This window comes from Flintibacter muris, assembly GCF_943192995.1.
Classification (GTDB): domain Bacteria; phylum Bacillota; class Clostridia; order Oscillospirales; family Oscillospiraceae; genus Lawsonibacter; species Lawsonibacter muris.
The window spans coordinates 68301-80757 of the sequence record NZ_CALPCP010000010.1 but is presented as its reverse complement, the minus strand read 5'-3'; the positions used below and the strand labels follow the sequence as shown (position 1 = coordinate 80757).

Sequence of the window (12457 nt, the reverse complement as noted above, 5' to 3'; positions counted from 1 at the left end):
AAAATCTCACGGTGGGATTCAATTCTAACTATTGATGCATATAAAAGCGTCTGGATTCAAAAAACTGACGAATAATAAGGAATCTTTGAGAGAAACAACACTTCTTCCAGGATGGCCACAGCCGCCGCAAGGCGGCTGTGGGGGAATGTTCCCTTTCATAACCGTCACGCCGGGTACCGTTGGCTGTCAAGGCCCGGCCAGTCCGCAGACTGGCCGGCTCGCAAGCGATTGCGTCAGCAATCGCTCGGCCTTGACTGACAGCGGGTCCCGGCGTATCCTCCCCAAAGGGAACATGACCCTTTATAGTGTGTCTTTAACCAACTGCCACGTTTTTCTGACCAAAGCAATAGCTGACTGCATATCGGCCTCCGAAATGCTCTTTTGAGCGTTGGCCCAATATGCGATCTGATTGACATTGTTGCCGATGGCTGACAATTCCCGTAAAAGAGCGGCATAAGTTTCAGGCGGTCGTGGACGGAGTTCAATTCCTGCAACAAGATTTCGGATAAACGGATCAATTCTCAGCCCTGCATTGTCCGCCTGCTTTTTCAAATGCTGGTACTCACTCTCATCCATCCATACACTGATGTGTCGGTTTCGTTTTCTCGTGGTGTCCTCCTTTTGTGTCTCATTGTGGGATTTCATTTTTTCATAGTGACGCGATATTATTTGGCTGGGGGTTTGGGGGTTACACACCCAACAAGGGTCATTTGTGCTACCAAATGACATACTTGCTGGGACAGCGACGCCAGCGGCGCTGTCTGTGTGTTTAATTGTGTCACATAGGCTTGTCTTTTGTAAAAAAATCTGATATTATTTAGTTATTAATACTTTGGGAAAGGTCGTAAGAATATGAAACCCAGGATTTTTGTTAGCTCAACTTTCTATGATTTAAAGTATATCCGTGAAGATTTAGCAAACTATATCAAAGCTCACGATTTTGAACCTATTCTATTTGAAGATGGTGATATTGGATATAATCCACTCACAAGCCTAGATGATTCGTGTTATAAGTCAATGGAAAATGCCGATATGGCACTTCTTATTATCGGTGGAAATTATGGAAGTCCCGCAACTGGAGAAACACCTGATGGATTTCAAGAATTCGTATCCATAACACGGCGTGAGTTTCAAAAAGGCGTTGAAGAAGGAGTTCCCTTTTTTGTTTTTGTTGACCGCAACGTATTTGCAGAATACGGAATCTATGACTTGAATTCTAAAGAAATCGACTCAGGAGAATGCCAAGTAAAATTCAAGGCTACAAAACATATAAATGTATTCCGCTTTATACGTGAAATAAGATCAATAAAACAGATATCTATTACCGAATTTGACAAAGTATCAGATATAAAAGACTTTCTCAGTAAGCAATGGGCAGATATGTTTAAAACATACCTGGCCTCAATAAAAGAACAAAAGGAAATTGAACAACTAAGAGATACCGTTAATAATATGAATGTATTGATGGAAAAAATGGATAAAATATTGGATGCTGTTGGCAAAGAAGTATTAAAAGATTCTAAAGCCGAATATCAGCAAATAGTAGAAGAAACAGAAAAAGCTGAAGCTAAAACAGTTTGCTTATTAATTGCAAAATATGTAAAGATTGATGTAGATAAAGGAAAAAATCCAAAACGTAGAGATCATGTTATGGCTTTCTTGACGGCATTAAATGAGATGTATGAACAGCAAGTAGAACTTTCCACAGAACATGATACTGCACCAGAAGATGTTAGTGTAGAGGATGCCAATATTGTGGTAGATGCATTTTCTCAAACGCTTAAAAGTTCTGGAATGAATATTAACACTATCAGATTCTTAATACATGAGGAAATCAATAAAATACATCCATACCTACAAGACCCAGATAAAATGAAGGAAGTATATGCGTTACTTTGCTCAGGGCCATATTATTATCGTGTCTTTCGTGTTATTAACAGTACACTTGAAGAAAGCAATAAAAACGGTTAGAACATACCATTGAAAAAAGCAGATAAACCTCTTGCTAACAGCTTTCAAACCATTAGTATGATTGACTTTCTTGAAGTCCTATAATTACACTCGGACCATGCGGAGTGTCCTTATAGGATTTGAGTATCCTTGTGGGACACTCCGCATTATTTTGGATGAAAACTATTGATTATCTCTGAAAAGCCTTAAAAACAGGCACTTTTATAAATACAAGCAACTGAATTTACTACCAATTTACTACTTTTACGGAAAAAGTCTTGATATGCACAACCACAAGAACCAAACACACGGATAGGACAACTTACAGAAAATCTTTACCATGACAGCATTTCTTTGCTCCGCAAAACGTGGGGAAAAGAAATGCTGTTTTTCATCTCCAATGTTACGCAATAGAACACCGTTTTCAAGGGGCAGAGTATAATTCCCTTACCTCTGCTTTTTTCGTTTCTGCAAGCCGCTTAAATCAAGGGGAAAAAGGCTTCTATTGCGTAACAATCTATCCCTCTCAAAAGGGTGTCAGTACAAAACAGCTTACCAAGTGCGATATATAGCGGCTCTGCATTTCAACTGCCTATGTTGGATTTACCTACATTGGATTATCCAACGTTGGAAAAACCTACGTAGGAAAATCCAACGCAATTAAATAAAGATATATAGAGTAAAGATAAATTAAATACTGATTCTATCAATTACCCATTCCATTCCTATCCTTTCCAGTGGAGGAACGGAAACGAAAAGAAACGGCTATACCGAAATTGACTTTAACTTGCCTTTTATGTTTTGTTACGCAATAGAACGCCATTTTCGGGGGTTAGAGTATAAATCCCTTACCCCGACCGCTTTCAAGGCTCTATGACCGCTTAAAACGCCGAGAAACAGGATTCTAACGAGGGGCAACATACCCCATGTTATTACAACACCCCCTTTGAGTGGCATATAATTCCTGTCGCTGGTGTTGGATTAGCCGATATTGGATTTTCCGACATCGGCTAATCCGACGTCGGAAAATCCAATGCAAATAAATAAAGATATATAAAATACTGATTTACCAAATAAAGATATAAAAAATCTTTTCCTTTCCCTTCCTATCCGTTCAGCCACCTTACCCTTCTTCGTCTAACAGGGAACAACACAGTTATCGGAATGGAAGTGAAAAGAAACGGTATACAGAGCCAACTTGAAATTTATCAGAAAATCAGCAACAAGATTAGCGGTTATGTTTTTTCAAACAGGATAGGACAGGAAGTGTGATTTTACTTTGCGGAAAGAAAAATAAGTTTCGGAGCAAGCATAGGAAAAGAGTACCCTTTTCCGTAAATCTGTCCGCCCGTATAGCTTGCCGGACAGATTTGCTTGTTGGGAAGTATCCCAAACCCTCTTGGTAATTCTCTCATTACCTACAACACCGTACAAGGTGAATTCTAACGAATCTTTGAGAAAAATCTTTTAAAAAGTTTTTTTAATCCTTTCTACAAAGAAGTTTGGAAAATGCCAAGTACTATTTAATTTCTTGAATTTATTCGGATAACCGTATATAATTATGGCGATAGAACTTATAGGAAGCAAAGGTGAATGAAGATGTTAGAGTATATTTCTGCCCCGGAAGCGGCGAAGAAATGGGGCATTTCAGAAAGACGAGTGCAAAAGCTATGCGAGGAAAACCGCATACCGGGCGTGGCAAAATTTAGTCGGCTATGGCTGATACCAAAGGACGCAGAGAAACCAACAGATGCCCGCTTGAAAGCAGAAAGGAAGAAAAAACATGAATAAAGTTTTAATTATTGATGATGATAAAGAACTTTGCGCACTTATGAAAAAATGCGTAGAGCAGGAAAACCTTGCTGCGGTTGTCGCAAGCGGTGGCATAGAGGGCTTGCATATATTGGGTGAAAACAAAAATACCTGTTCACTTATCATTCTTGATATTATGATGCCCGATTTAGACGGATTTCAAGTGTTGCAGCAAATACGACAGACAAGCAATGTTCCCGTCCTTATGCTCACCGCTAAAAGCGACGAGGAAGATAAAGTGTCCGGCTTACGAATGGGGGCAGACGATTATCTGACAAAGCCATTTAGCATTAACGAGCTTATGGCGCGTGTAAATTCCCTTATCCGGCGTTATACCCTGCTCAATCCAATTTCCAGCACCGAAACGGATTGTATGGTGTTTCAGGGAATGACGATTGATAATCTTAACCGTCTTGTTTTTATGAATGACGTACAAGTGGAACTTACAGGAAAAGAATTTGATCTGCTTTCCTTTCTTGCAGCGAACAAGGGGAAAGTATTTACGAAGAAACAGATTTATACCCATGTATGGGAGGAAGAATATGCTTTTGATGACAGCAATATCATGTCTTTTATCAGCAAATTACGGAAAAAAATTGAACCAGACCCGGAACACCCTTTTTATATTTTAACCGTCCGTGGCGTGGGCTATCGTTTTAACAGGGAGGCATAACATGAATGTTAATCTGCTTTTATTGATTGCGTTTTCCTTTACACTTTTATTTATTTTGTTTCTTATATCAAAACTTAGGCGTGTACAGGGGCAATTATCTATTATCGAAGAAGCCCTTGAAGATATAAAATCCGGGAATTTAAACCGCCGTATGCTGACTAAAAAGAACGATATGACAAGAAAAATCTGCTATGGTATAAACGATATTGCAATGAACAGCCAAACGCAGCTCATCAAGCAAAAACAATCTGAACAGGCATATAAACGGTTAATGACAAGTATTTCCCATGATGTAAAAACTCCCCTTGCTTCTTTGGTTGGTTATTTGGAAGCAATAGAATGTAAGATCGTTGCAGGAGAAGAAAAAGACGAATATGTTCATGTCGCATTTGAAAAAGCGGATTATCTGAAACATTTTGTGGAGAACCTTTTTGAATGGGTAAAACTGGACTCCGGGGAACAGATTTTTCATTTTGAAGTTTTAGACCTAAACGAGTTATCACGGAATATTATCGTTGACTGGATTCCTGTTTTAGAAAACAGTAATTTTGGATATGAATTTGATATTCCGGAAACGGAATACCTTATGCGTATAGATGCAAACGCTTATAGCCGCATCCTCAACAATCTGTTGCAGAATGTTCTTATCCATAGCAAAGGAAGTAAAATAGTATTCCATGTTTTTGAAGATAATCTGCAAGCTAAAATCACTATAACAGATAATGGAAAAGGAATATCTTCCGATCACCTACCACATATTTTTGAAAGAATGTACCAATGCGATCAGTCACGGTCTGCCGGTGGAAATGGATTAGGCTTATCAATCGTAAAAGAACTTGTAGCTGCTCACAAGGGAACAATCACCGTTGATAGCACTCCCGATAGGGGGACTACATTTACCTTATTACTTCCGAAATCCCTGTAATAATACGGGGATTTTTCAGTTTGTCAAATTTCGCTTAACTGTAAAAGCATGAAAAAAGCAAGGTTTCGGCAAGGTTTTGGCAAGGTTAGCGTGATAGAATAGCAAATATGAAAAGGAGGTTTCGCAATGAGCAAATATGTAATCGAAACAAAAAAACTTACCAAACAATACGGAACACAAAAAAGCGTTGCGGATTTGAATATCCATGTAAGGCAAGGACGCATCTACGGTCTGCTTGGCAGAAACGGAGCCGGAAAGACAACGACCATGAAAATGCTGCTTGGGCTGACACAGCCCACTTCCGGGGAAGTTACAATCTGGGGAAAGCCTTTACGGACAAATGAGAAAAAGCTGTTGCCCCGGATTGGCAGTCTGATTGAATCCCCCGGATTTTACCCGAACTTGACTGCCACAGAAAACCTACGCATTTTTGCAACCCTGCGGGGAGTGCCGAACCGTAATGCAATTAAAAATGCGCTTGATTTAGTGGGGCTTCCCTATAAAGACAAAAAACTGTTTTCCCAATATTCCCTTGGCATGAAGCAGCGATTGGCGATTGCCCTTGCCATTATGCACGACCCGGAGCTTTTGATTTTGGACGAACCGATTAACGGACTTGACCCGATTGGAATTGCGGAAGTGCGCTCTTTTATCCGTGGCCTCTGTACTGAAAGAGGGAAAACAATATTGATTTCCAGCCATATTCTTTCCGAGATTGCATTGCTGGCTGATGATATAGGAATTATCGACCACGGCGCATTATTGGAGGAAGAAAGCCTTGCAGAGCTGGAAGCAAAGAGCAGCAGACATATCCGTTTTACCGTTTCCAGTACAACACAGGCGGCAAGGATTTTAGAACGCAATTTCCATGAAACGCAGTTTACCGTACAGGACGACTGCAAGATGCGTCTGCATAATTTAGATATTTCAGTTGGGGAAATTATAACCGCCTTTGTCGAAAACGGACTTACCGTATCAGAAGCCTATGTCTGCGAAGAAAGCCTTGAAGATTATTTCAAGCGTATAACAGGGGGTGAAGGAATTGCTTGATCTTGTAAAGTGTGAGTTTTGGAAATTGAAACGGAAAAAGTTTATCCTTTTTGTAATATTTTCTGCATTGCTTTTTCCTATCCCGTTTACAGCACTTGTGCTAAAAGGGAATGTGGGCGATCTGAACGCTTTTGACGGCTTATATGATATGCTTTTTTGTATAGCTATTCCTGTCATGCTTCCCTGCATACTTGGCATTATAGCGGCTATGCTCTTTTACATGGAAAGAGATAATGCAACTCTGAAAAATTTGATGGCTATTCCTGTTTCGGCATGGGAAATTGCGACTGCAAAAATCATAGTATTATACTTTATCAGTCTTTTATTTACTTGTGTAACATTGTTCTCTGCAATTATCGGCGGGATAATAGCCGGAACTGATTTGGGCAATATTTGGAACAAACTTGTAATTGCTGTTATTACAGCTATTCTATATGCCACGGGTACACTTCCGATTATAATTGCGATTGTAAAATTTAACCGCTCTTATATATTTGCAGTTATTTTGACATTCTTCTATACAATGTTTGGATTTTCCCTTGCTTTTACAGGGCAATTCACATCAGAAAATCAAGTAATGAAAGTGCTTACCAGTATTTTACCAACGCCTATTATTTATCGTTGGCAGGCTTCAAGAATGATTGAGCAGGGAACAACTGCTTTTGAAAACTGGCAGCCCTACTTTCTGAAATTAGGAATTGTAGTATTTACCGTTTTTATTCTTGGAGGTATCTCTTATTTTGCGATTATCAAAATATACAAAAAGCAGGAAAGGCTGGTGTAAGAAATGGCAAGGCTCATAAAAACAGAACTCTGGAAATTAAAACGATACTCTGTTATCTGGATTGGAATTGCAACTATGCTGTCTGTTGTTTTACTAACCTGTTTTATGGAGATTGGTACGCCGGGAACGCCGACATTTTCCAGTTTTTCAGATAATGTAATATGGAACAGCTTTTCGCTTATCTTTCCGGCAACAATCGTATTGATTGCGGGTTATATGATCGAACGTGAAAGAACAGACGACACATTGAAAAATATAATGGCAATCCCGGTATCTTTCCGAAGATTGCTTTTGGGTAAGGTATTTGTCTGCGGAATGATTGCTGTCTTTCTGGCGATCGTGGAACTTTTATTTACTGCTCTCATTTCGCTTTTTTGCAGATATGAGGGAATTGTTCTTAACAGCATAATGAAATCGCTTATCCAAATGGTTGGAATGAATTGCTTTGTATTTATATCGGTACTTCCTATTATTGTATTTACAGGACAAAAGGCAGGGGCATTTATGACAGGCGTAGCTTTTGCATTTTTTTATGGTTTTATAGGGACTTTTGCTTCCGGTCATGGTTTGTCCTGTCTTTACCCGGTTACGATAGGACTTGGTTTTATCAATTATCAAAATGGCATGGAAACCGGCACATATAATATTTTCCGGTGCGTTGTTGTGCTTCTGATTATGCTTGTTATAACTGCGGTTATGCTGCTTCTGGCACATGACAGGAGCAAAACGCAAAAAATAAAAGGCAAAGGAGATATTCAATGACAGGAAAAAGAATACTTTGTATCATTCTAATATGTGTGAGTGCTTTATCGCTTTCCGGTTGCAATAGCATTTATCAAGCGTTATCCGACGGAACGGAAAAGATACTTGATATGGCTTCTGACACTGTAGGCGACACTCCAAAAAATACTGCTTTAGACATCATGGATGTGCTAAATGAAATTGGTGGAAACACTGTTTTAACTTCTGAATTTTCTTTGCAGGGGGAACGTAATACAGGAATTGATAATTACGTCGGAACTTATTCAGCCGAATATGAGGATTTTTCAAAAACGGAATATCTGTTTGGCGGTGTTGACGTTGAAAGAGAGCAGGGAAATGAATTGACTGTAGAGTGCGTCCTAAAGGTTGACAGTGGTACTGCTAAAGTATTTTGGATTTCAGGAAGCGAAAAACCAGTTAGCTTGATTGAAACAGATGGAACTTATAAGGAAACAATTACATTGTCAAGTGGCAGCAACTATATTGGTATTGAATGTGAAGATTTTACAGGAAGTATAGAATTGAATATTGAATAATGCTCTGCCGCACGACGGCAAAAGAAAAAAAGCCGTCGTCAAGCAGAAGTCTTTTCACACGCCTATCATTAAGCGGCGGCTTTAGAAAAATCAAAGCCGCCGTTTCTTTTATTAAAGAAGCGAGAATCTTTGCCTAAAGATATGGCGGCTAAAGGAGTTGCCGCCATGAAATGCAAACTGTATCAACAAAATTCATCGGTGATTGATTTGTTAAAAAAATCCTGTCTTTTGAAACGGGATTTTTTGCCTATGAGTATGAACACACATATCATTTAGTATGTCTTAATAACTCGCATTACTCAAATACCTTTGCGCTTTCTGCCGTAGGGGTATTTGTTGTAATAACCCCCTACTGGGAAGAAAGGGGGTGAGAGAAAATGAGATATTCTGAACAGTTCATGGAACATATCGAATATGCTTTCAATGCGTTCTGCAAGATTGTCCTGCACCATGAAGCAATCAACGCATGGCGGGATTTGAAGCGGAAAGAGGAACGGGAAATATCCCTTGACTACCTAATGTCGGAAAGATATTTTGAACCGTCCGCTATGGACAGCTATTTTGAAAAACAGGACAAGCCGACTGTATTTCTTGTGCTGGGAAAAGAAGTGATCGTTGATGATGAACAGTTAGCAATGGCATTATCAAGATTGCCGGAATTGCGCCGGGAAGTCCTGCTGCTTTATTACTTTGCCGGCTACCGTGATGAAGCAATCGGCAGACTGTACGGACGTTGCAGGAGTTCGATAAACCGCCGGAGAAATGTCGCGCTGAAACAGTTACGGAAAGAATGGGAGAAATTGGAACATGAGAAACAAGAAGCTGATACCTTTTGAGGTAATCGAAAAAGCCGTTGCCGGAGAGCCGGAAGCGGTAGACGCAGTATTGCGGCATTACACTGCACATATCAAATACCTGTCTATGTATAAGGGGCATATCAATGACGATATACAGGACAAGCTAAAAACAAGATTAACAGAAGCCATATTAAAATTCCGTTTCGACAGGTAGGTAGCAAAGACAGGAAAAGCTGTCAAGGGTAAACTTCGCGCTTCGCGCCCTTGACAGCTTTTCCCGCCTTTGCTTGTGGGTAGTCAAGAGGGTGAAATCAGTAAACTGCTTTCGCCCTCAATTTATTATGGGCTTGTTACGCGGTAGGAAGCCTTTTCAGCTTGATTTTGGCGGCTTGCAGACATGGAATTGATAAGGGACAGGGTTTTATATTCCCACTCCCCAAAATGGTGTTCTAAAGCGTAACAGAAATTTTTATAGATACGTCGGGCGAATCGCTGATTTGTCGAAAAAGATAGTGAAAAACCGCCACAAATCTGCTATAATAAATTTAGGCATATCAAGGCTCTTTCCGACACGGAAAGGAGCAAAAACAATGTCGGAGAAAAGACGGGATAATAAAAACCGCATTTTGCGTTCGGGAGAGAGCCAGAGAAAAGACGGGAGATATGCTTACAAATATACCGATACTTTTGGTAAAGTGCAATTTGTCTATGCGTGGAAGTTAGTGCCTACGGACAAAACCCCAGCCGGGAAGCGTGACGACATATCCCTTAGAGAAAAGGAAAAAGAGATACAGAAAGACCTTGACGACGGGATAGACACAATCGGAAAGAAAATGACCGTCTGCGAGCTTTACGCGAAGCAGAACCGCCACCGGGGAAACGTAAGGCATAACACCACAAAGGGGCGCGAACGGCTGATGAAGCTGTTAGAAGCGGATAAACTTGGTTCCTGCCCCATTGACAGTGTGAAGCTGTCCGATGCGAAAGAATGGGCGTTGCGCATGAAAGAACAGGGAATATCCTACAAGACCATAAGCAACGACAAGCGTTCTCTGAAAGCTGCTTTTTACACAGCGATACAGGACGACTGTATAAGGAAGAACCCCTTTGACTTCCAGCTAAATACCGTGATCGAGGACGACACAGAGCCGAAAGTACCCCTCACAGGAGAACAGGAAGAAAGCCTTTTATCCTTTATGCAAAGTGATAGCGTCTATCAGAAATACCGTGACGAGGTTATCATACTGCTGGGGACGGGGCTTAGGATTTCCGAACTCTGCGGGCTGACTGAAACCGACCTTGACTTTGAAAACCGGGTAATCAATGTAGACCACCAGCTTTTACGGAGCGCGGAAACAGGCTACTACATAGAGAAGCCCAAAACACAAAGCGGTATCAGACAAATTCCAATGAGTGAAAAAGTGTATGAAGCGTTGGGGCGCGTGTTGGAGAACCGCAAAGGAACAAAGCAGGTCACCGTTGACGGGTACAGCAATTTCCTTTTCCTCAACCGGGACGGCTGCCCGAAAACGGGTGTGAATTATTCCAATATGTTCCGGGGACTTGTAAAGAAGTACAACAAGTGCCATGAGGAAGCGTTACCTAAAGTAATGACACCCCACACCCTGCGCCATACGTTCTGTACCAACTTAGCCAATGCGGGCATGAACCCCAAAGCGTTGCAGTATATCATGGGACATTCCAACATCACCATGACGCTGAACTATTACGCACACGCAACATTCGCTTCCGCAAAGGCTGAAATGGAAAGGCTGATTGCAGCATAGGCGCGGGCAGGATTTACTACTTTTTTACTACCGCCCAGAGGGAAAACCTAAAGGTTTATGAGGGTATATGTGAACTTCTCCCCATATCTAAACTGCCGGAAAAGCCCGGAAATACAGGCTATTCCGACATATAAGAATTTCTAAAGAGATAATCTGATTTTACCTATAATTTTATAAGAAAATCCTATACGGCGACCCGCTCCGGGGAGTAGCTAACGGCTACTCCCTTTCTCGTTCCCATAGTGATCTCCTCCGCCGGGATTTTCCGGCGGTCAGGGACGGAGAAAGCGCCGATGCAGTTATAATAGATGGTGATGTGCTGGGTGGTAACGCCGTCCTGCTTCTCTGCATGATAAACGTCAATGTGGTCGATCAGCTCCGCTACCATGCGCTGGGTGATCTCGGTGGCGTTGGTGTAGCGCCGGACTGTTTCCAGGAAGGTGTCAACGTCCAGCCGCTGACCCTCGGACTTTTTCAGTTCCAGCCGCAGGGCCTTGATCCGCTTGGCGTTCTCCCCCTGCTCCTGCTCGTATCGCTGGGACATTTTAGCAAACCGGGCGTCGCTGATCTTCTGGCTCACATTGTCCTCGTAAAGCCTCTCAAATAGCCCATCCAACTCCTTGTCCCTTGCCAGAAGTCCGTCCAGTTCCCGCTGCTTTCTCGCACGCTCATTCTCCGTCACTTTTGCGGAACGGCCCATCATATGCGGCCAACGCTTTTGTGGAGCTGGTACAGCATTTCGGACAGGAGCGATATGAGTTTATCCTGAACGAAACACAGACGCACCAGATTATTGAGGATGTCAGAAACCGTTTCAGTGATTTGGGTGTTCTCTACCTTAGCCAGAGCAATGAAAGTGTATTGCGAAAAAGTTTCGAGGAGTTCGGCCTGGACTTTCACGAGTTGTTCACAGCGGCCCCACACGTCTTTTTGCGACGGGAGCACCCCCTGGCAAGCTATGAAAAAATCACGTTAAAAGACTTACAGCCTTATCCCAGATTAAGTTTTGTACAGGGGGCCTATGAATCCTCTAACTTTGCGGAAGAATTGTTCAGCAACGAAATTGCAGACAAGAGTATTAAGATCAGTGACCGCGCCGCTATCGTCAATTTCATGGTCGGGCTGGACGGCTACACAATTTCAAGCGGCATATTCCCAAAGTATTTGCATGGCGATTCTATTGTTTCTATTCCCCTTGCTGAAAATGAAACGATGCGAATTGGGTATCTTCTGAACAAAGACCGGGAGTTATCCGAACTGGGCAAAATTTATATCGAAGCCTTGATGCAGTACCAATAAGACATAGGTTCATCCTATGCTTTAGCATAACAAATCAATATTACCTATCCCATAGCATTCCGTCGTATAATGACGAGCGGAA

General features: G+C 41.5%; 14 protein-coding genes. 12 read left to right on the top strand and 2 right to left on the bottom strand.

The annotated features are described in order from the left end of the window. Nucleotides 1–300 precede the first annotated feature (300 nt). The gene (locus tag NFS22_RS10370) at nucleotides 301–645 is read right to left on the bottom strand and encodes a MobC family plasmid mobilization relaxosome protein (protein WP_420908860.1); all 345 of its coding nucleotides are present in this window, start codon (nucleotides 643–645) and stop codon (nucleotides 301–303) included. A 207-nt stretch (nucleotides 646–852) separates the two neighbouring features. Here NFS22_RS10370 and NFS22_RS10365 point away from each other — a divergent pair, with 207 nt between their 5' ends. The 11 genes from NFS22_RS10365 to NFS22_RS10315 all read left to right on the top strand — a co-directional run bounded on the left by NFS22_RS10365 (nucleotide 853) and on the right by NFS22_RS10315 (nucleotide 11076). Continuing rightward, nucleotides 853–1971, top strand: coding sequence for a DUF4062 domain-containing protein (locus NFS22_RS10365; protein WP_251317694.1), 1119 nt, complete (start codon nucleotides 853–855; stop codon nucleotides 1969–1971). Nucleotides 1972–3549: 1578 nt separating this feature from the next. Next, on the top strand, nucleotides 3550–3741 hold the full coding sequence (locus NFS22_RS10360) for a helix-turn-helix domain-containing protein (RefSeq protein WP_120412430.1): 192 nt from the start codon (nucleotides 3550–3552) through the stop codon (nucleotides 3739–3741). Then, nucleotides 3734–4435 carry a response regulator transcription factor gene (locus tag NFS22_RS10355; RefSeq protein ID WP_251317693.1) on the top strand — a complete coding sequence of 234 codons (702 nt, stop codon included), beginning with the start codon at nucleotides 3734–3736 and terminating at the stop codon, nucleotides 4433–4435. Before NFS22_RS10360 ends, NFS22_RS10355 begins: the two co-directional genes overlap by 8 nt. 1 nt (nucleotide 4436) lies before the next feature. After that, a complete protein-coding gene (locus NFS22_RS10350) occupies nucleotides 4437–5360 on the top strand; it encodes a sensor histidine kinase (protein ID WP_251317692.1) in 924 nt (307 codons plus the stop codon). 126 nt (nucleotides 5361–5486) lie between these two features. Beyond that, nucleotides 5487–6410, top strand: coding sequence for an ABC transporter ATP-binding protein (locus tag NFS22_RS10345; protein WP_251317691.1), 924 nt, complete (start codon nucleotides 5487–5489; stop codon nucleotides 6408–6410). Next, entirely contained in the window at nucleotides 6403–7194 is a 792-nt protein-coding gene (locus NFS22_RS10340) for an ABC transporter permease (RefSeq protein WP_251317690.1), read from the top strand. Before NFS22_RS10345 ends, NFS22_RS10340 begins: the two co-directional genes overlap by 8 nt. 3 nt (nucleotides 7195–7197) lie before the next feature. Next, nucleotides 7198–7956, top strand: a complete 759-nt coding sequence (locus NFS22_RS10335) for an ABC transporter permease (RefSeq protein ID WP_160254692.1) — start codon at nucleotides 7198–7200, stop codon at nucleotides 7954–7956. After that, a complete protein-coding gene (locus NFS22_RS10330; protein ID WP_338147963.1) occupies nucleotides 7953–8492 on the top strand; it encodes a hypothetical protein in 540 nt (179 codons plus the stop codon). Before NFS22_RS10335 ends, NFS22_RS10330 begins: the two co-directional genes overlap by 4 nt. A 377-nt stretch (nucleotides 8493–8869) precedes the next feature. After that, nucleotides 8870–9328: an RNA polymerase sigma factor gene (locus tag NFS22_RS10325; RefSeq protein WP_251317689.1), complete on the top strand. Its 459-nt coding sequence runs from the start codon at nucleotides 8870–8872 to the stop codon at nucleotides 9326–9328. Next, complete coding sequence (locus tag NFS22_RS10320; protein ID WP_251317688.1) at nucleotides 9300–9503, top strand: helix-turn-helix domain-containing protein; 204 nt, start codon at nucleotides 9300–9302, stop codon at nucleotides 9501–9503. Before NFS22_RS10325 ends, NFS22_RS10320 begins: the two co-directional genes overlap by 29 nt. Nucleotides 9504–9879: 376 nt before the next feature. Continuing rightward, on the top strand, nucleotides 9880–11076 hold the full coding sequence (locus NFS22_RS10315; RefSeq protein WP_251317687.1) for a site-specific integrase: 1197 nt from the start codon (nucleotides 9880–9882) through the stop codon (nucleotides 11074–11076). A 184-nt stretch (nucleotides 11077–11260) separates the two neighbouring features. Here the strand turns inward: NFS22_RS10315 and NFS22_RS10310 are convergent, their stop codons facing one another. Beyond that, nucleotides 11261–11779 carry a DUF4368 domain-containing protein gene (locus NFS22_RS10310; RefSeq protein ID WP_338147962.1) on the bottom strand — a complete coding sequence of 173 codons (519 nt, stop codon included), beginning with the start codon at nucleotides 11777–11779 and terminating at the stop codon, nucleotides 11261–11263. Nucleotides 11780–11796: 17 nt separating this feature from the next. Here NFS22_RS10310 and NFS22_RS10305 point away from each other — a divergent pair, with 17 nt between their 5' ends. Then, nucleotides 11797–12375 carry a LysR family transcriptional regulator substrate-binding protein gene (locus NFS22_RS10305; RefSeq protein WP_338147961.1) on the top strand — a complete coding sequence of 193 codons (579 nt, stop codon included), beginning with the start codon at nucleotides 11797–11799 and terminating at the stop codon, nucleotides 12373–12375. The last annotated feature ends 82 nt before the right edge of the window (nucleotides 12376–12457 follow it).